The sequence below is a fragment of the Candidatus Pelagibacter sp. PS_10_02 genome, assembly GCF_059418005.1.
This window is the reverse complement of sequence record NZ_CM182076.1, coordinates 176,141-195,861: the sequence shown is the minus strand read 5'-3', so window position 1 is coordinate 195,861 and position 19,721 is coordinate 176,141. Positions and strand designations below refer to the sequence as shown.

Here is a 19,721-nt window from a genome sequence, read left to right as displayed (position 1 = left end):
ATTGTTACATAATTCAGACTTTATGCACGCTTTCTCTGGATATTAATATAGTTTCGTTAATCCTTTCAATAAAACAGCCACCCAATGTTAACTTGGTAAAAGATTTTTGTTTAATGGCATTAATTACTTCATCAATACTTTTTCCCCTAACAGGATAATATTTTCTTCCAATAATTTGAATAATTTTTGTTAAAGATCTAAAAATTACCTCATGTGACTGATCAAAAAAAAATTTGTTTAAAATGTAAGTTTTATCTTTATTCAATAACTTTGAATTCTTATTTAAATTTCTATCCACATAAAATTTAATTGATCTATCTGAGTCTTTAAGATTATTAATGGTTAGTTCAAGCTTTTTAATATCCAAACCTTCTTTTTCTAAAGAGTGTAATAAGTTTCGAATTCTTGTTCTTTTATATTTTTCATCTTTATTAGATGGGTCATTAACATAAAAATTAAAAATAATTTTTGTGATATAAATTAAATCTTTTTTTTCTATATCAAGAAGTGGTCTTAAAATATTAATATTTTGATCTCTGTATTTACTAATTTTATTGAATGAAATTAATCCATTTAATCCACTTCCTCTAACTATTCTGATTAAAAAGTTTTCTAAAACATCATTTAAGTGATGTCCTAACAATAAGTGTTTTATATCTTTTTTTTTACACTGATTAATTAATAATGAATATCTTTTATTCCTTGCTATAGCTTGAATATTTTTAGTTGGTTTTTTTCCATTCCATTTTAAAATCTCACAATTTATGTCAATGCTCTTTAAAAAAATTTTTATATTTGTGGCCTCTAAAGATGACTCACTTCGAAGTCTATGATCAACAATAAAGTAATATATTTTTATATTTTTTTTAATAGCATAACATTTTGCTAAATATGCTAAAGCTAGACTATCTGGGCCTCCTGATACAGCCACGGCTAGGTTTTCTTCAACCTGCAAAGATGCTGCAAACTTTTTATATATTCTAGAAATTTTTTTTTTATTTAAGTATTCAAGAATCTGACTACGTGTTTTGTTTTTCACACTCAAATTTTTTAGATTCATACTTAGCTTTTTGTAATACTGATTGATTGGCTTTAGGATATTGCTTTGCAACACCTTCAATCATCTTACATCCTTGTTCTTTTTCACCTATCTGTACCATTGATACACCAAGTTTTAATAAATTTATAGGAGCCTTCTCACCTTTTGGATATTTTTGATAACCTTCCAAATAAGCTGAGGCAGCATCTGTATAAAGCTGCCTAATTCTAAAAGTTTCAGCATACCAATATTGTGCATTACCTGCTAAAGCATTTTCTGGATTAGCTAATACAAACTCTCTAAAAGCTCGCTCAGCGGTATTATAATCTCCCACTTTTAAAAAACTTGTTGCAAACTCATATTGTTTTTCAGGTATATCATCTGGCAGTATTGTTTGTTCTGCCTGAAAAGTTTCTGTTACTATTGAAGAGGTTGTTTCAATAGATTGAATTTGTTGTGTAGTATTTTGGTCTTCATTATCTTTATAAGAAATTGAGCCCAAATCTTGTGGCTGTGAAGAGCCTGGTAAAACTTTTTCCACTGTTTCTTTTGGTCTAGATGTTAATTTTTGATTTACTTCTCCTGATGATAATGCATTTTCAACTTCTTGAAATCTTACTTGATTATCAGCTTGAACTTTAGAAAGTCTATTTGATAATTTATCAAGCTTAAAATTAATTTCTTCAAATTTGTTAGTTAATTCTTGAAACTGATTTTCAATATCTGATAGTTTTAGTAAATGTCTTGTTAGAACATCTTCCGAACTTTGATCAAAATTTTCTTGATTACTTAAACTGCTTGTATTGATTGATCCTGAATAAACTGCCTTCTCAAGTGTTTTTAAATCTTTTTGAATTAGTTCTAATACTTCATTTAAATTATGATTATCAGCCAACGTAATATTTGAAAATAAAATAAATAAAGCTAGGGCCTTGATGTGAAATATTTTTTTATAACTTAACATAAAGTCTAATTTGTAATTATAATGATGGCAAAAAAAAGACCCTATTCACTAATTAAATAGTGATAGGGTCTTTTATAAATTAATTTATTTAACTAACTTAATTAGCTTTAACAGTAACCGATCTTCTGTTTTTTGACCAAGCCAATGGATTAGATCCTGAGTCTACAGGTCTTTCTTTACCATAACTTAATACTGAAATTCTGTCAGAAGAAATTCCATAAGTCATTAAATAATCTTTTGCTGAATTAGCTCTTCTTTCGCCTAATGCTAAGTTATACTCTCTTGTACCTCTTTCATCTGCGTGACCTTCTAATACAACATTAATATCTGAGTTTTTTCTTAACCATGCAGCTTGTTTTCTTAAAGTATCTCTTGAAGCTGTTGTAAGTACTGTTTCATTTGTTGCAAAGAAAACTCTGTCAGGAACACCTGAGGCTAAATATTCTACTGAATCTGTTCCCGTATAAACATCACCTTGAAGTTGACCTGTTGTTTTTTTAGTTGCACATGCTGATAGCACTAAACTTGCTATTAAAATCAAAAATGTATTTTTTAAAATCTTGCTTAAGTTCATTATTGCTCCTTAGTCCATTTATTGTAATTCGTTATTTTTTTCATATTTAATTAGACCTTTCAAGTTAAAAATCAAGCTTAATTACAGCTAATTCGTTAATAAAGATGACCAAGATGGGTCTGAAGCATCTGTTTCTGTTTCAATCAATCTTTCGTTATAACCTGTCAAATCTATAGACCACAATTTAGCAGAAAATCCCTCTCCTTTTGCGTTTGTTTTAGTTTCTCTATAAAATATTAATACTCTTCCATTTGGGGACCATGATGGTGCCTCTTGATAAAAATTTTCAGTTAATAATCTTTCACCACTTCCATCTGTTCTCATTACTCCAATATAAAATTTTCCTTTATGCAGCTTTGTAAATGCAATTAAATCCCCTCTTGGAGACCATACTGGCGTACCGTAAAGACCGTTGCCAAAAGATATTCTTTTAACATTTTTTCCATTGCTTTCCATTATATAAATTTGTTGGTAACCGCTTCTATCAGAATTAAAAGTAATGTATTTTCCATCAGGAGAATAAGAAGGGGAGGTATCAATTGAAGGATGATTTGTAATTCTTTCAACAATTCTATTCTCTAAATCCATTGTATAAATATCTGAATTTCCATCTTGAGCAAAACTCATTATAATTTTTTTTCCATCTGGAGAAAATCTTGGTGCAAATGTCATTCCTGGGAAATCTCCAACTACCTCTTGCATTCCCGTTTCAATATCTAGTAAGTAAACTCTTGGTAAGTTTCTAAAATATGAAAGATATGTAACCATTTGATTAGTTGGGCTAAATCTTGGTGTTAAAACTAACTCATTCCCTAGAGTTAAAAATTTATTATTAAAACCATCTTGATCCATAATAGCTAATTTCTTTATTCTATTAGTTTTTGACCCCTCTTCCGCTACATAAATTATTCTTGTATCAAAATATCCTTTTTCACCTGTTAGACGCTCATAAACTTTATCTGTAATTATATGACCAACTCTTCTCCAATTACTTGGAACAGTAGTAAATGCTAATGCCATCATTTCTTTTCCAGCTAAAATATCCCACAGTCTAAATTCAACTCTTAATTTATCTTCTACAAAAGTTACTTTGCCAGTTATTAATGCTTGTGCTTTAATTAAATTCCAATCTTCAAATCTAGGTTTTAAATTTGCAATATCAGGTTTTTGAAGAAATGCATTTTTATCTAAAGGATTAAAAAGGCCTGTCTGTTTTAAATTATTTTCAACTATTAAAGATATTTCAGCTCCTAAATTTTCTTTTTTTAAAATTTTTTTAAAATTTTCTTTAGAATTATCATCGATTGAAAGTGGAGAAACAGCAACAGGAAGAGGGCTCAAGTTTCCTCTCGTAATATCAACTTCTATCAAAGCCATTGCTTTAATTGGAAATATGATCAGTAATATTAATAAATATCTATATAGCATTTTATCCTTCTAACATTTCTCTTGCATCAAAATTTAATTGTAACTCTTTCCATCTCTCATATCCAGTGCTAGGTACTCTAAGAGGCTGACATAGTTTTACTGCTCTCAATGCACTTTCTGCTAAAACTTTATAAAATCCTTGTCCTGGTTTATTCATTCTAGCATGATCAAGAATTTCGGAATCTACAATAGATCCATCTGGCTTTAATTGTAACTTAATTCTAACTAGTAAATTTTCGTTGTAAGGTAATCCTAAAGGAATACTCCAACATCCAAATATTTGTGCTTTTAGAGCATCTTCTTCACTTAGTGTTAAACCACCAAATTCTATATTCTTATCTTGATCCTGGCTTATTTCATTGCTTTTTTTGTTTGTTTCAGCACTTTCTACTTTAGATTTATCAATTAAGGCTGCAATATTATTTGGATCAAATAAATCTTTTTTTTCAAATTCTGAAACTTGTTTAATTTCTGTTTCAACTTTTTCAGGGTTTTGTTTGTCTTCTTTAATTTCTTTAACCTTTTCTAATTTTTCATCAGGTAAAGGTATTGCATCTTGTTTGTCTTTTTTAACTGCTTTTGGAGGGGCTTGTTCAGAGACAAGTTTTTTTTCTTTTTCTTTAACTTTTTCAATTATTTTTTTTGCTTTAGGTGCAAATGGAATATTTGTTTTATCTGTAATCTGAATTAGTTCAACTGAAACAATCGGTGGTAAATCAATTGGTTTTTTAGCTAAGAAAGGTAAACTCATGGCAGTAATTAATACAAGAAGTATATGAAACCCAAAAGAAATAAATATATTTCTATTCACTTTTACTACCTCTCTTTATATGGTTCAGAAATCAATGCTACTTTAGTAAAACCAGACCCAGACAACATTCCCATTATCTCCAAAACCCTACCATAATTTATTGATTTATCTCCTCTGACATAGATTCTTGTATCTGTTCTATTCTTCGATACAGCTAAAATCTTTGCTGTTATTTTATCATAATCAACTTTTGATTCTTGAATAAATATCTCACCTTTAGCATTAATAGATAGTGTTAATGGTTCAAGCTCTTCTGGTAATGTGTCTGCAGAACTTTCAGGTAAGTCGACCTGTACTCCGACTGTTAACAATGGAGCTGTAACCATAAATATAATTAACAAAACTAACATTACATCCACAAAAGGAGTAACATTTATTTCACTCATAGGCTCTTTTGATGAACGATTGAGTTTAAAAGCCATTTTAAATTATTGATAAAAATCTTTTAGAAAAATTTTCTAATTTTTGTGAATATTTTTTTGAGTCTAAATTAAATTTATTGTAAGCAACAACTGCTGGAATCGCTGCTAACAAACCTAATGCAGTTGCAAATAAAGCTTCAGCTATTCCTGGTGCTACAATTGCTAAACTAGTATTTCTTGAAATGGCAATTGATTGAAATGAATTCATTATTCCCCAAACAGTTCCAAATAAACCAATAAACGGTGCCGTTGAACCAACTGTTGCTAAAAAAGTAAAACCTTTATCAATTTTTGATATTTGTTTTTCAATACTAACCTCCAGCATTCCACTCATTCTGTCACTTAAATTAGCTTTATTTTTAGCTTTTAATAAAGTTTGCATAGCTTCCTTAAATAATAAAGCCATAGGGTTTTCTAAATTAGCTGGTAAACTATTATAAAAAGTTTCTGCAGATTTTGATCTCCAAAATTTTTCTTCAAATTCCTCTGACTCTATATTTATTTTTTTAAATAATTTAAATTTTTCGATAATAATAGCCCATGAATATATAGAGCAGGCAATAAGCGTAAGTATTACTGATTTTACAATAAAATCTGCTCTTAAAAACAAACTCCATAACGAAAAATCAGTATTTGATGCAAGTCCTACTGCTTGTGATGTAATATCAGCTTCCATTATTAAGCTTTCACACTAAAATGTGTCATGAATTTGACTTTATTAAAGTTAAATTAACCCTCTAATTTATAAGTTTCGTAATAAAAACTAGCTATTAAAATTGCATCCGCTTTGTTAGAATCTTTTTTCTTAGATAATTCTGATGAATAATAAGGAAATACTTCGATTGCCTTAGTTCTGCTGGCATCTTTTTCTGAATTAATAAGATTAAAGTACTTTTTCCATTTAGCAGGTCTAACAAAATACATCGGTAATTGCATTGCAGAACATATCCCTTTTAAAATTCCAAATGATTGACCAAAATTAAACATACTTGTAACTCCTTGACCAGGCATAGCCGAAACCTGCTCGATCACCACTTTAATATCTTCTTTTTTTAAATCTTTTATTCTTAAAGAAATTTCATGATAAATTTGAGCACCATTTACTTGTTTTTTATTTTTTTTCCCTTCAGGCATATTGGGCATTTCAACAACATCAATTATTTTTCCATCTTGAAAGAAACAAATAGAACCTGTTATACCGGGGTCAATTCCAATTATAAGCATTAATTATTTTTTAAATTAATATTTGAGTAAACATTTTGTACGTCATCATCATCTTCAAGAGTTTCTAGAAATTCAATTGCAGAGTCAATTTTATTTTTTTCAACATCAACACTTTTTAAAGGTACCCATTCGATTTCTGTAGAAATAAAATTTGCTATCGTTTTTTCAAGATTTTTTTTTACATTATAAATTTCATTCATAGGACATTGTATTTCATGAAAATTTTCATAGGAAATACATTCATCTGCACCCGACTCAATTGCTAGTTCGAAAATTTGTTCGTCTGAAATTTCTTTTTTATCTATTTTTATAATACCAAGTTGATTAAAATTATGAGAAGCAGATCCCTGTGTTCCTAAATTACCACCACTTTTTTGAAATATTGTTCTGATATTGGAGGCTGTTCTATTTTTATTATCTGTTAGAGCTTCAACAATTACTGCAATTTTATCTGGTCCAAAACCTTCATATCTTAAATTCTCAAAATTATTGTCATTACTAGCTGAGGATTTGTCTATTGCTCTTTCGATATTATCTTTTGGCATATTCGCTGATCTTGCAGCCTGGATGGCAGATCTAAGTCTGGGATTCATTGCTGGATCTTTGTCGCCTAATTTTGCAGCAACACTTATTTCTTTTGATAGTTTTGAAAATACTTTTGATCTTTGTTTGTCTGCTTTTCCTTTAGAATGTTTAATGCTTGCCCATTTTGAATGACCCGACATAATAATTAATGAGAATTTTTTAATTCTCCTCCATATATAAAGTTTTCAATTTTATTTGCTAAACCTGTTTCTATATCACAATCAACAATCACACCACATAAAGTAGCATCACCAATTGCTGGAAAGTGTTTAGTAGATTTTTTTTTTAGAAAACGATTAATTGAATTTTCTTTGTTCATTCCAATTACAGAGTCATAATCTCCACACATTCCTGCATCTGTTTGATAGGCAGTTCCTCCTTTAAGAATTCTAGCGTCATTTGTTGGTATATGGGTATGAGTACCAACAACTAATGTGGCCTTTCCATCAAAAAAATGACCGATTGCATTTTTTTCGCTAGTAATTTCACCATGGAAATCAACAACAAGAAAATCATAATCTTCTTTAAAATTATATTTTTTAATAAATTTTTCTGCCACTTGAAATACATCATCACATTTTTTCATAAATACATTCCCCATTAAATTTAGTACTCCAACCCTAATACCATTTTTTGAATTAAATATTTCAAATCCCTTTCCTGGAGAAGGTTCAAATAAATTTTTTGGCCTCAACAATCTATTTTCTTTTTCAATATGAGACATAGTTTCTTTCTGGTCCCAAACATGATTGCCTGTCGTAATGACATCCACACCACAGTTAAAAAAATCTTTACAAATTTCCTCTGTAAGTCCAACGCCTGCATCAGCAGCATTTTCACCATTAACTATAACAAAATCAATTTTATGATCTTTTATTTTTGATAGTAAATTGTTTAAGACCATTGAGCGGCCTGAGATACCCACTACATCCCCTAAAAAAAGGATTCTCATTTTATAATATCCTCATTTGTTATAATAAAATCAAGTTTTTGATCATGTTTGTTAATAGGAATTTTTTTTATTTTTTGACATGATAGAGCTAAGCCAATTTTGATAATATTTTTTTTTCTTGATAATTTTTCAATAAAACGATCATAATATCCACCACCATACCCCAATCTATTTAAATTTTTATCAAATGCGACCATAGGAATAAATAAAATATCAGGGTGAACTAATTTTTTTGCCTCTGGCTCTGGTATACCAAGATTATTAATTTTTAATGGATCAATAAAAGTCCAATTGTAAAAGTCCATTTGAAAACTTTTTTTAATTACTGGTAATGATATTTGATAATTATCTTTTTCAAATTTTTTGAGTAAATCTAAATCATCAAATTCAAAATTGATAGGAAAGTATCCACCAATTTTTTTAGCAATTATATTTTCTTTTTTAAAAAAATTAATAATTCTCTTATAATCTAACTTAATATTATCTTTATTATATGTTTCTCTAATTTTAAGAATTTTATTTCTTAATCTTTTTTTTAGCACAAGTTTATTGGACTGGATTTTCTAAATTAGCTTTTGCAACAAAATTTTCAATTTCATCAGCAGCATCTTCTATTATCTTTTCATAGTCTTGCTTATTTTTTTCAATTTCATTTTTAAATTCTTCATGATTTTGAGTCAGTTGAGCTATTTCTTCTTCTTTTTTATCTTTATATTCATAAACTAAAGATTTTAGCTCTCTAAATTTATTAGAAAGATCTTTTAACTGCTCTTTTTTTAATTCTACTTTTTTCTTGGTTTCAAAATATTCATCCATTACTTGAACAGAAGTAATTAATAAAAGTTTATTTTCACCAATATTTCCTAAATCATTTTTAAGTTTATTAAATTTTTCATTAATATGAATAAGCAATTCTTCTAGATGCTCCTCTTGTCCATCGTCACAAGACAATAAAAAATCTTTACCATTAAATTTGATATTTACATTTGCCATTTATCTATTTCTTCCAATAAAGTATCTGTTTCTTGATTTAATTCATCAATTTTTTCTGAAAATTCAGTTTCTTTTTTTTGTTCATCCAATTTTTGTTGTTTAATCTCCTCTAATTTCTGATTAAGAGCTTTATGTTCGCTCATTAGGTTTTGATATTTTTCTTCAATTTCTTTTTTTTCAATTTCTAATTGATTTTTTTGAGCATTCAAATTTTCTAGATTAGTTTTTAGTGAAGGGTTTTGTAATTTCAAATTCTTAAGTTTATTAATTGCAAAACTCAATTTTTTTTCTTTTTCAGTCTCTGTTTTCATATATATATGTTTATAATATTAAATTGAGTCTACGAAGTCTAGATAGGATAATTTTTGAACAAATTACATAAAGATTTATCAAACGCAATAAGGTTTTTGTCTATAGACGCGGTACAAAAAGCCAACTCAGGTCACCCTGGAATGCCTATGGGTATGGCCGATGTTGCTACAGTTTTATTTAGAAGTTTTTTAAGATTTAATCCCAATAACCCTAACTGGCTAAATAGAGATAGATTTGTTTTGTCTGCGGGTCATGGATCAATGTTATTGTATTCTTTACTTTATCTAACTGGATACAAAAGTGTTTCGATAAAGGATATTAAAAATTTTAGACAATTAAATTCAATTTGTGCAGGACACCCAGAATATCATCCTGGAACAGGAATTGAAACAACCACTGGTCCACTTGGGCAGGGTATTGCTAACTCTGTTGGATTTGCTGTAGCAGAAGAAATTCTTAAAAAAAAATTAGGTAAAGAAATAATTAATCATAAAACTTATGTTTTAGCAGGTGATGGTTGTTTAATGGAAGGCATAAGTCACGAAGCTATGAGTTTGGCTGGTCACTTAAAATTAAAAAATCTTATTATGCTTTTTGATAATAATTCAATTTCAATTGATGGACCAACAAGCTTGGCTGTATCTGATAATTATAAGAAAAGATTTGAAAGCTATGGTTGGGATTATATCTTAATTAATGGTCACAATGAAAAAGAAATATTTAATGCATTAAAAAAAGTTCAGAATGCAAAAAGACCTACTGTTATTTCATGTAAAACAAAAATTGGTTATGGGTCACCAAATAAATCTGGTAAATCATCTTCACATGGTAGTCCAATTGGGATAGATGAGATCAAACTTGTTAGAAAAACATTAAACTGGCAATATAACCCTTTTGAAATACCCAAAAATATTTTAAACGAATGGAAAAAAACTGGTGATAAAGGAATTAAATTAGAAAAAAATTGGAATAAATTTTATAAAAGAAAAAAATTTATAATAGATAAAATATTAAATAATAATTTTTCTAAATCATTAAAAATCGAAAAACAAATTTCATTAAAAGAAAATAAAAGCCTAGCTACAAGAAAATCTTCTGAATTAGTTTTGAATGCATTAACTAAAGAAAACAATACTTTAATTGGAGGATCTGCTGATTTAGCTGGATCTAATAATACTAAAACTAAGTACCAAAAAATTATAAATTCTAACAATTTTAATGGGGATTATATTCATTATGGTGTTAGAGAGCATGCAATGTGTGGAATAATGAATGGTATTGCACTTCATAGTAAGTTCATCCCTTATGGAGGAACATTTTTAATATTCTCAGATTATTGTAAGCCATCGATACGTCTATCAGCGCTAATGGGTCAAAGAGTTATATATGTAATGACACACGACTCTATTGGTTTGGGTGAGGATGGTCCAACCCATCAGCCAATAGAACAGTTGTCCGGCTTAAGATCTATTCCAAACCTAAATGTTTTTAGACCTGCAGATAGAATGGAAACTATAGAATGTTGGGAATTGTCTCTAAAAAATTCAAATATACCCAGTGTCTTATCATTGACTAGACAAAATCTTGATCCTATAAGAAAAAAATATTCAAACTTAAATAAATGCTCATTTGGAGCATACGAGGTTTTTAGAACAAATAAAAAGATCAGCCTCACTATACTTGCTAGTGGATCCGAAGTTAATCTTGCAATTGAAACTAGCCACAAATTAGCCAAAGACAAAATATACTCTAAAGTAATATCTGTTCCATGCCATGATATTTTTGACAAACAGTCATCTTCTTATAAGCAGAAAATACTTGGTGAAACAAAATTTAAAATATCTATTGAAGCTGCATCAACAGATTGTTGGAAGAAATATATTGGGACTGATGGTTTGACATTTGGAATAGAAACTTTTGGAAAAAGTGCACCTTATAAAGAGATTTATAAATATTTTGGATTAACAGCTGAAAATATTTCAAAAAAGACAAAAAACCTTATAAAGAATAAGAAATGACATTAAAAGTTGGAATAAATGGAATGGGCAGAATTGGTAGAATGGTAATTAGAGCAATCATTGAAAGCCAAAACAAAAATATAGAAATTAAACATATAAACAACCGATCCAATGCTGAAGCAAGCTGTACACTAATAAAATATGACTCTGTTCATGGAAAATTTAACGCAGAGTTAAAATTTGATGAAAAGCATTTAATTATTAATAAAAATAAAATTACTTTTTCTCAACACTCAAATATTGAAGATATAAATTGGAAATCATATGGAGTTGATTATGTTTTTGAATGTACTGGAAAATTTAATTCAAAAGATAAATTATTAGCTCACCTTAAAAATGGCGCTAAAAAAGTTATAGTTTCAGCCCCATGTAAAGGTGCAGATAAAACAATTGTATTTGGTGTTAACGAAAATATTTTAACAAATGATGACCAAATTATTTCGGCCGCTTCGTGTACTACTAATTGTCTGGCTCCTGTTGCAAATGTTTTAAATAATGATTTTGAAATTGAAAAAGGATTTATGACTACTATCCATGCTTTTACTAGTGATCAAAGAATTTTAGATAATTCTCATAAAGATCCAAGAAGAGCAAGATCTGCCAGTCAATCAATAGTTCCAACTTCTACAGGTGCCTCAAAAGCAATTGGTGAAATTATACCTGCTTTAAAAGGAAAACTTGAGGGTGTAGCTATGCGAGTGCCTACACCAAATGTTTCCTTAATAGAATTAGTTTTTTGTACTAAAAAAGAAATAAGTAAAGAAATCATAAATATGGCATTTACAAATGCAGTGAAGAAACAAACAAAAAAAGTTTTAGAAGCAACATCAGAAAAATTAGTATCCATTGATTTTAATCACAATTCAGCTTCTGCAATCGTAGATCTTTCCTTGACTAATGTTGTGGGTAAAAATATGGGTAAGATTTCTGCGTGGTATGATAATGAATGGGGCTTTTCAAACAGAATGTGTGATATAGCAGAATATCTTCATAAAAACTCTTAATGAAAAGTATAAAGGACCAGGCTGATCTTAATCAAAAAAATATATTACTTAGGTTGGATTTAAATGTTCCATTAGAAAATGGAGCAATTACTGATACCACCAGAATTGATAAAATATTACCAACAATTAAATATTTATTAGAAAAAAATGCAAAAATAATAATACTTTCACATGTTGGTAGACCCAAAGGTAAGGTCGTCAAAGAACTATCCCTTGAACCTATATGTGAAGATCTAAAAATCAAATTAAAAACTGATATTAAATTTATCACTAAAAATATTCTAGAAATAAATTCAACTGATCTTTTTAAAAATCAAAATGAAAAAATTGTGATACTTGAAAATCTTAGGTTTTATGGAGAAGAAGAAAAAAATGACAACACTTTTGCTAAACATTTGGCAAGTTTAGCTGATATTTATGTTAATGATGCATTTTCATGTTCTCACAGAGCGCATGCCTCTATTTTTGAAATAACAAAATTTATTACCTCATATTCAGGTCTCCAATTTGACTTAGAAATTGAAGCATTAACTAAGATTACTTCTGAAATTAAGAAGCCTATTACTTGTATAATTGGTGGCTCTAAAATTTCTTCTAAAATTAATATTATAAAAAATTTAATCCCGAAGTTTGATAATATTATAATAGTTGGAGGAATGGCCAATAATATAATTAAATACCAAGGTCATGAAATTGGAAAATCTCTTCAAGAGGATAATTGTCATCAAATCATTGAAGGAATATTTTCTTTATCAAAAAAAGAAAATTGCGAAATACTTTTTCCAGAAGATGTTGTGGTTGGAAAAAATTTAAATGGTGATCCAACAATAAAAGAATTAAAGGATATTTCTAAAGATGACTTAATTTTAGATATTGGTCCTAAATCAATAAAAACCATCAATAACTTAATAGATAAAAGCAATACTGTCCTTTGGAATGGACCTGCAGGTTATTTTGAAAACCCTAATTTTGCTAAAGGAAGTATTCAGATTGCAAAAAAAATTGTCGAAAATAATAATAATAATACAATTTATTCTGTAGCAGGTGGAGGTGATACTGTTTCACTATTAAATACTATCGATGCAATTAATTCTTTTAATTTTGTCTCAACCGCAGGTGGAGCTTTTTTAGAATTTCTTGAAGGAAAAGAACTTCCTGGTATAAAAGCTCTTAATTAATATGTCAGAACTAAACAAAATAGCACTTAAAATACTGTCAAATGGTAAGGGCATCCTTGCAGCAGACGAAAGTAATGGCACAATGACAAAAAGATTAGATTCTGTTGCGGTTCCTTCAACTCCAGAAAATAGACTATTATTTAGAGAAACACTTTTTACGTCAGAAGGAGTAAAAAAATTTATTGGTGGGGTTATTTTATATGATGAAACAATTAAACAAATTTCTAATTCTAACAAAGCTATACCAGAATTAATCTCTGCAACAGGTGCTGTACCTGGAATAAAAGTTGATACTGGAGCTAAGGTTCTAGCAAGTTCTCCAGAAGAAAAAATTACAGAAGGTCTTGATGGTTTAAGAGAAAGGTTGAAAGAATATTATAAATTAGGCGCAAGATTTACAAAATGGAGAGGTGTTTATAATATTACAAAAAAGCACCCAAGTGAATTATCTATTCATTCAAACGCACATGCTCTTGCAAGGTACTCGGCCTTGGTTCAAGAATGTGGAATGGTGCCAATAGTAGAACCGGAAGTTTTAATGGATGGTGATCATTCAGCTGAAGACTGTTTTAACAAAACTTCAAAAGTTATTAAAAAATGTTTTGAGGAGTTAATGCTTCATAATATTGACTTCAGTGGAATTATTTTAAAACCTAACATGATTTTAGCAGGAACTAGTTCTGATAAGAAGATATCAAATGAGGAAACTGCTAAACTTACTCTAAAATGTCTTAAAGAAAATGTACCAACTGAAGTGCCTGGTATTGCATTCCTATCAGGAGGTCAAACAGAGCTTGAGGCAACAGAAAATTTAAATTTAATAAATAAGTACAATGATACAAATTTTATTATGACCTATTCATATGGAAGGGCCTTACAACAAAGTGCTCTTAAATTCTGGTCAAAAGATGTTAAAAATATTGAAGGCACACAAAACGTATTTAATCATAGAGCAAACATGTGTACATTAGCAGCTCAAGGGAAATGGTCAGCTGAACTTGAGTCTCAATAAAAAAAATACAAAGTTTATATATTTAATTTCACCAAATAAAATAGAAGACGATGAATTTTATACTAATTTATCATTAGTATTAAAATCAGGAAAAGTTAGCTATTTTCAATTGAGACTAAAAAAAGAAACAATCAAAAATAAACTTATTATTGGAAAAAAAATTCGAACAATATGCAAGAAGTACAAAATAAAATTTTTAGTGAATGATGATCCCATGATTGCAAAAAAACTGAATGCAGATGGTTGTCATTTGGGCCAAAGCGACATTAGTATTGTTAAAGCGAGAAAACTATTAAAGAATAAGATTATTGGTGTTACCTGTCATAATTCAATAAAATTAGCAAAAAAAGGAATTTCGGATGGGGCTGATTATTTAGCATTTGGTGCGTTTTACTCAACTCAAACTAAAAAAGTTAAATATAGAGCTAATTTGAGAATACTGAAATCTGTAAAAAAGATAACTACCTTACCGGTTGTTGCTATTGGTGGTATAAAGTTGAATAATTACAAAAAACTCTTATTGAATAAAGCTAACTTTTTAGCTATTTCAGGCTACATTTGGCACAATAAAAAATATAAACCTTTAGAAGCTATTAAAAAATTAAAATGAAAATATACGCAAGTGAAATTAGAGTTGGGATGCTAATAGAATATAAAGATGATCTTTGGCAAGTTTTAAAAACTCAGCATGTAAAACCTGGTAAAGGTGGTGCTTTTGCACAAGTTGAAATGAAAAGTGTAAATAAAAATACAAAATTAAATGAAAGATTTAGATCAAGTGAATCTGTTGAAAAGGCTTCATTGGATGAGACAAAATTTAATTATCTTTATGAAGATGAAACAGATTATTATTTTATGGATCCTAAATCTTATGATCAAATTAATATTAAAAAAGAAACAGTAGGTGAAAAAGGTAAAATGCTAACAGAAAACTTGGAGGTTAATATAAGTTTCTATAATGAAAAACCTTTAACGGTAGAATTGCCTAATCAAGTGACATGTACTATTGAGGCAACTGATGTGGCTCTAAAAGGACAAACAGTTTCCTCTTCTTATAAGCCTGCCGTATTAGATAATGGAGTAAACATTCAAGTTCCCCCTTTTATTGAAAGTGGTGACAAAATCATAGTTGATACTCGAACTATGGAATACATAAAAAAGATATAATTTTTATGCAATCTATATCGGCTAATCTAAACGTTATGATTAAAGCTGCTGAAAAAGCATCTAGAGCATTAATCAGGGATTTTGGAGAAATAGAAAAATTACAGGTCTCAATTAAAGGCCCTACTGACTTTGTATCAAACGCTGACCTAAAAGCTGAAAAAATAATTATAGAAGAATTAAAAAAAGCAAGACCTTACTATTCTATTATCAGTGAAGAAGATGGTTCTGAAAATAACAAGGATAAGGAACATACTTGGATCATAGATCCTATTGATGGTACTACAAATTTTTTACATGGTGTACCTCACTTTGCAATATCTATAGCCTTAAAATATGGTAATGAAATTATTTCAGGTTTAATTTATGACCCAATTAAAGATGAAATGTTTTATGCTGAAAAAGACAGTGGTGCTTTCTTTAATAATCAAAGGATAAGAGTGTCCAAAAAAAAGGAGCTTAATAGCTGTTTGTTTGCAACAGGTGGTGTGGCTAAAAATGAAGTCGACTTACCTTTAAGAAAATCTGGAAGTGCCGCTCTAGATATTGCCTATGTTGCAGCAGGTCGATATGATGGTTATTTTCAAAATGATCTTAATTTATGGGATATAGCAGCAGGTATAATATTGGTGAAAGAAGCAGGTGGAATGATTAATGAAATCGACCTTTCACAAAATAAAAATATACAAATAAGAGCTTCGAGCATGGCAATTAATGACAAAATGCTTGAAAAATTAAAGAACTTTTAATTGTTTTATAGAATTCTTTTGCTATAAGTCTCGATATGAAAAAAGACATTCACCCAGACTACCACACAATTACAGTAGAAATGACTGATGGAACTCAATTTGAAACAAGATCAACTTGGGGGAAAAAAGGAGAAGTTTTAAGATTAGAAATAGATCCAAAATCACATGCTGCTTGGACAGGTGGAAAACAAAAATTAATGGATAAGGGTCGTGTTAGTAAGTTTAATAAAAAATTCCAAAACTTCAGATCAGAAAAAAAAGATTAAATGTCAAATGTACCTTTGATGCCAATGGCAACAGCTGTTTGGCTAGTAGAAAATACTACACTTACATTCAAGCAAATTGCTAAATTTTGTAATTTACATGAAGTAGAAGTACAAGGAATTGCTGATGGTGAAGTTGCAAAAGGAATTATGGCTTATAACCCAATTATATCTGGCCAGCTTACTAGAGAAGAAATTGAATTAGCCTCAAAAGATGAAAATAAAGAATTACAAATTAAAAATACTGATATCGAAATTTCAACTGAGGATAAAAAAATTAAGAAGTATATTCCTTTATCAAAAAGACAAGATAAGCCAGACTCAGCCTTATGGTTAATTAAACACCATTCTTTGTTAAAAGATTCACAAATTGCAAAGCTTGTTGGTGTTACTAAGGCTTCAGTTACTGCAATTAAAAATAAAAGTTACTGGAATTATAATAATTTAAATCCTAAAGATCCTGTTGCATTAGGGTTATTCTCTCAAAAAGATTTGGTAGAGGCTATTGAAAAAGCAGAAAGACGAATTAAAAGAGAGAAAAAAGAAAAGGAGAAGGCAAAATTAGCAAGGGAAGTCTCAAACATTGAATAATTTTAATAGACAGTAAAATTATATAATGTTAGTTAAACACACTTAAAATTTATGAAAATAGAAGTTAAAGATAATAATATTGAACAAGCTCTAAGAGTTTTAAAAAGAAAATTACAACGTGATGGTTTTTTTAAAGTGGTAAAATTAAAAAGTGTTTACGAAAAACCCTCTGAAAAGAAAAAAAGAATTCTACAAGAGAATATTAAAAGAGTTAAAAAACTTAATAAGCTTAAAAATAGAATTTAAATATACCGCGGGGTGGAGCAGTCTGGTAGCTCGTCAGGCTCATAACCTGAAGGTCGGCGGTTCAAATCCGTCCCCCGCAACCAAAATCAATTAAATTTTAAATTTAGATTTTTTGCTATCAACCAAAAAAGCTTTAACCGTTTCTTTGGTAAGTTGATCGAATGTTTTTCCAAAATTCTCTATTTTTTCAATAGTTGCTGGTGGAATAGTGATAATATGGCAACCTAACTGTTTTGCTTGTAGATAATTATAAGGCTCTCTAACACTCGCCCAAAGTATTTCAACATTTTTAAACTTTTTTGCTACAGAAATACTTTTTTTAAATTCTGGGATTGGATCTTTACCAGTATCACCTGCTCTACCAGCAAATATCGAAATTATAACTTTAGTTTTTTTATTAATTAATTTCAGAATTTTTTCTGTCTGTTTAGCGCTATATACTGCTGTAATATTAAGTTTAATATTTAAACTATTAAGCTCTTTAATTATCTTGCCCATAAAAATACCTCTAGAATTAGCCACTGGGACTTTTACATAAACATTCTTTCCCCAGGTATTGATCTGAAGAGCTTGTTGCTTCATTTGTTTATATTCATCAGCAAAGACTTCTAAAGAAACAGGCTTGTTATTACAAATTTTTAGTATTTTCTTCGAATAAGATTTGTAATCTTTCGCTCCTGCCTTCCTCATTAAGCTTGGATTAGTTGTAAATCCCTTAACTATTTTTTTCTTATTAAATTTTTTAATTTGATTTAATTCTGCAATGTCACAAAATATTTTTATTGTCATTAGTCTTAAAGATTTTTAGTTATGTCTTCAGTCATCTTTTTTGCATCAGCAAATAGCATTAAAGTATTTTCTTTATAAAATAGGTCATTATCAATTCCAGCATATCCAGGAGATAAACTTCTTTTTACAAATAATACAGACTTACATTTTTCAACATCTAATACAGGCATTCCATAAATTGGGCTTTGAGGGTCAGTTTTTGCAACTGGATTTGTTACATCATTTGCCCCAATTACAAATGCAACATCTGCGTTAGCAAAATCATTATTAATTTCTTCAAGTTCAAAAACCTCATCGTAAGGAACGTTTGCCTCAGCTAACAATACATTCATATGTCCCGGCATTCTTCCTGCTACAGGATGAATTGCATAAGTCACCTTAATATCATTTTTCTTTAAGGTATCTACCATCTCTCTTAGTGCGTGTTGTGCTTGAGCTACAGCCATTCCATAACCTGGAACAATTATAACAGATGATGCATTTTTCATTAAGAAAGCTGCATCTTCAGCATTACCACTCTTAACAGGTTTTTGTTCTTTATTTCCAGATGATGCGGATTGTTCTGTTGCACCAAATCCTCCTAAGATTACATTAAAGAAAGAACGGTTCATACCTTTGCACATTATGTAAGATAAAATTGCACCTGAAGATCCAACAAGAGCTCCTGTTATAATCAATGCAGTATTTTCTAAAGTAAAACCAATTCCTGCAGCAGCCCAACCAGAGTATGAATTTAACATAGATATTACTACTGGCATGTCTGCCCCACCAATAGGGATAATTAATAAAAATCCTATTAAAAATGAAACAGCTATTAATATCCAAAAGAAATTAGAGGACTGGGATGAGCATAACAAGTAAGTTAAAATTATTATTGAGATCAACAATAAAGCATTAAGAAAATGCTGCCCTTTAAAAGTAATTGGTGAACCTGACATTATTCCTTGAAGTTTTAAAAAAGCAATTATTGAACCTGAAAATGTTATGGCACCAACTGCAGCACCTATTGACATTTCAATTAAGCTTGCAAGTTTTATATCTCCTGGTGATCCAAGACTAAAAGCTTGTGGATTTAAAAAAGCTGAGATTGCAACAAATACTGCTGATAAACCAACTAAGCTATGAAAACCTGCAACTAATTCTGGCATTGCTGTCATTGGTATTTTGTAAGCTATGAAAGCTCCTATTAACCCACCCACTGCTAAAAAAATTAGTACATAAATCAATCCACTAGAAAAATTTCCAACTGTTAAAAAGGTAACTGTAATTGCAATAATCATACCCAAGATTCCAAAGAAATTACCTTGCCTTGAAGTTTCAGGTGATGAAAGTCCTCTTAGTGCTAATATAAACAGAACACCAGAAATTAAATAAAATATAGCTGATAAATTTGCTGACATAAT

General features: G+C 29.3%; 25 protein-coding genes and 1 tRNA gene. 11 read left to right on the top strand and 15 right to left on the bottom strand.

Going from position 1 to position 19,721, the window contains the following annotated elements; all coding sequences use genetic code 11:
• Positions 1-13: 13 nt before the first annotated feature.
• The 13 genes from tilS to AC5SL1_RS01020 all read right to left on the bottom strand — a co-directional run bounded on the left by tilS (position 14) and on the right by AC5SL1_RS01020 (position 9,303).
• Positions 14-1,060, bottom strand: a complete 1,047-nt coding sequence (gene tilS, locus AC5SL1_RS01080; RefSeq protein WP_494599956.1) for a tRNA lysidine(34) synthetase TilS — start codon at positions 1,058-1,060, stop codon at positions 14-16.
• Positions 1,020-2,003, bottom strand: a complete 984-nt coding sequence (gene ybgF, locus AC5SL1_RS01075; protein WP_494586741.1) for a tol-pal system protein YbgF — start codon at positions 2,001-2,003, stop codon at positions 1,020-1,022. The genes tilS and ybgF overlap by 41 nt, the downstream gene beginning before the upstream one ends.
• 97 nt (positions 2,004-2,100) lie before the next feature.
• On the bottom strand, positions 2,101-2,577 hold the full coding sequence (gene pal, locus AC5SL1_RS01070) for a peptidoglycan-associated lipoprotein Pal (RefSeq protein WP_271516389.1): 477 nt from the start codon (positions 2,575-2,577) through the stop codon (positions 2,101-2,103).
• Between the two features lie 87 nt (positions 2,578-2,664).
• Entirely contained in the window at positions 2,665-4,005 is a 1,341-nt protein-coding gene (tolB, locus tag AC5SL1_RS01065) for a Tol-Pal system beta propeller repeat protein TolB (RefSeq protein WP_494599954.1), read from the bottom strand.
• Between the two features lies 1 nt (position 4,006).
• Positions 4,007-4,816 (bottom strand): cell envelope integrity protein TolA, encoded by an 810-nt coding sequence (gene tolA / locus AC5SL1_RS01060; RefSeq protein ID WP_271516384.1) that lies wholly within the window; start codon positions 4,814-4,816, stop codon positions 4,007-4,009.
• Positions 4,817-4,821: 5 nt separating this feature from the next.
• Positions 4,822-5,238, bottom strand: coding sequence for a protein TolR (gene tolR / locus AC5SL1_RS01055; RefSeq protein ID WP_494573348.1), 417 nt, complete (start codon positions 5,236-5,238; stop codon positions 4,822-4,824).
• Between the two features lies 1 nt (position 5,239).
• Positions 5,240-5,914 (bottom strand): protein TolQ, encoded by a 675-nt coding sequence (gene tolQ, locus AC5SL1_RS01050; RefSeq protein WP_494573347.1) that lies wholly within the window; start codon positions 5,912-5,914, stop codon positions 5,240-5,242.
• A gap of 53 nt (positions 5,915-5,967) precedes the next feature.
• Positions 5,968-6,462 carry a RuvC family protein gene (locus AC5SL1_RS01045; RefSeq protein ID WP_271516377.1) on the bottom strand — a complete coding sequence of 165 codons (495 nt, stop codon included), beginning with the start codon at positions 6,460-6,462 and terminating at the stop codon, positions 5,968-5,970.
• Entirely contained in the window at positions 6,462-7,187 is a 726-nt protein-coding gene (locus AC5SL1_RS01040) for a YebC/PmpR family DNA-binding transcriptional regulator (RefSeq protein WP_494599952.1), read from the bottom strand. The genes AC5SL1_RS01045 and AC5SL1_RS01040 overlap by 1 nt, the downstream gene beginning before the upstream one ends.
• A 5-nt stretch (positions 7,188-7,192) precedes the next feature.
• Positions 7,193-7,999, bottom strand: a complete 807-nt coding sequence (locus tag AC5SL1_RS01035; RefSeq protein WP_494599950.1) for a TIGR00282 family metallophosphoesterase — start codon at positions 7,997-7,999, stop codon at positions 7,193-7,195.
• A complete protein-coding gene (locus AC5SL1_RS01030) occupies positions 7,996-8,541 on the bottom strand; it encodes a 5-formyltetrahydrofolate cyclo-ligase (RefSeq protein WP_271516368.1) in 546 nt (181 codons plus the stop codon). The genes AC5SL1_RS01035 and AC5SL1_RS01030 overlap by 4 nt, the downstream gene beginning before the upstream one ends.
• A 4-nt stretch (positions 8,542-8,545) precedes the next feature.
• Positions 8,546-8,992 carry a cell division protein ZapA gene (locus tag AC5SL1_RS01025; protein WP_494573344.1) on the bottom strand — a complete coding sequence of 149 codons (447 nt, stop codon included), beginning with the start codon at positions 8,990-8,992 and terminating at the stop codon, positions 8,546-8,548.
• On the bottom strand, positions 8,980-9,303 hold the full coding sequence (locus AC5SL1_RS01020) for a 5-formyltetrahydrofolate cyclo-ligase (protein ID WP_271516365.1): 324 nt from the start codon (positions 9,301-9,303) through the stop codon (positions 8,980-8,982). Before AC5SL1_RS01020 ends, AC5SL1_RS01025 begins: the two co-directional genes overlap by 13 nt.
• 54 nt (positions 9,304-9,357) lie before the next feature.
• Here AC5SL1_RS01020 and tkt point away from each other — a divergent pair, with 54 nt between their 5' ends.
• The 11 genes from tkt (at position 9,358) to AC5SL1_RS00965 (ending at position 17,612) form a co-directional block, all read left to right on the top strand.
• Entirely contained in the window at positions 9,358-11,322 is a 1,965-nt protein-coding gene (gene tkt / locus AC5SL1_RS01015; protein ID WP_494599948.1) for a transketolase, read from the top strand.
• Entirely contained in the window at positions 11,319-12,326 is a 1,008-nt protein-coding gene (gene gap, locus AC5SL1_RS01010; protein ID WP_494599946.1) for a type I glyceraldehyde-3-phosphate dehydrogenase, read from the top strand. The genes tkt and gap overlap by 4 nt, the downstream gene beginning before the upstream one ends.
• A complete protein-coding gene (locus AC5SL1_RS01005) occupies positions 12,326-13,504 on the top strand; it encodes a phosphoglycerate kinase (RefSeq protein WP_494599944.1) in 1,179 nt (392 codons plus the stop codon). Before gap ends, AC5SL1_RS01005 begins: the two co-directional genes overlap by 1 nt.
• A gap of 1 nt (position 13,505) precedes the next feature.
• Positions 13,506-14,516, top strand: a complete 1,011-nt coding sequence (locus AC5SL1_RS01000; RefSeq protein WP_494599942.1) for a class I fructose-bisphosphate aldolase — start codon at positions 13,506-13,508, stop codon at positions 14,514-14,516.
• Entirely contained in the window at positions 14,503-15,126 is a 624-nt protein-coding gene (gene thiE, locus AC5SL1_RS00995) for a thiamine phosphate synthase (RefSeq protein WP_494599940.1), read from the top strand. Before AC5SL1_RS01000 ends, thiE begins: the two co-directional genes overlap by 14 nt.
• Positions 15,123-15,683, top strand: coding sequence for an elongation factor P (gene efp / locus AC5SL1_RS00990; RefSeq protein ID WP_494599937.1), 561 nt, complete (start codon positions 15,123-15,125; stop codon positions 15,681-15,683). The genes thiE and efp overlap by 4 nt, the downstream gene beginning before the upstream one ends.
• A gap of 5 nt (positions 15,684-15,688) precedes the next feature.
• Positions 15,689-16,429, top strand: coding sequence for an inositol monophosphatase family protein (locus tag AC5SL1_RS00985; RefSeq protein ID WP_494586730.1), 741 nt, complete (start codon positions 15,689-15,691; stop codon positions 16,427-16,429).
• A 35-nt stretch (positions 16,430-16,464) separates the two neighbouring features.
• A complete protein-coding gene (gene rpmE / locus AC5SL1_RS00980; protein ID WP_494599935.1) occupies positions 16,465-16,695 on the top strand; it encodes a 50S ribosomal protein L31 in 231 nt (76 codons plus the stop codon).
• Positions 16,696-17,283 carry a cell cycle transcriptional regulator TrcR gene (locus tag AC5SL1_RS00975; RefSeq protein WP_494573335.1) on the top strand — a complete coding sequence of 196 codons (588 nt, stop codon included), beginning with the start codon at positions 16,696-16,698 and terminating at the stop codon, positions 17,281-17,283.
• A 51-nt stretch (positions 17,284-17,334) separates the two neighbouring features.
• Complete coding sequence (gene rpsU, locus AC5SL1_RS00970) at positions 17,335-17,529, top strand: 30S ribosomal protein S21 (RefSeq protein WP_006997326.1); 195 nt, start codon at positions 17,335-17,337, stop codon at positions 17,527-17,529.
• 6 nt (positions 17,530-17,535) lie between these two features.
• Positions 17,536-17,612, top strand: a tRNA-Met gene (locus AC5SL1_RS00965).
• Between the two features lie 7 nt (positions 17,613-17,619).
• Here the strand turns inward: AC5SL1_RS00965 and AC5SL1_RS00960 are convergent.
• Positions 17,620-18,318 (bottom strand): transaldolase family protein, encoded by a 699-nt coding sequence (locus AC5SL1_RS00960; protein WP_494599933.1) that lies wholly within the window; start codon positions 18,316-18,318, stop codon positions 17,620-17,622.
• 5 nt (positions 18,319-18,323) lie between these two features.
• Positions 18,324-19,718, bottom strand: a complete 1,395-nt coding sequence (locus AC5SL1_RS00955) for an NAD(P)(+) transhydrogenase (Re/Si-specific) subunit beta (RefSeq protein ID WP_494599931.1) — start codon at positions 19,716-19,718, stop codon at positions 18,324-18,326.
• Positions 19,719-19,721: the final 3 nt, after the last annotated feature.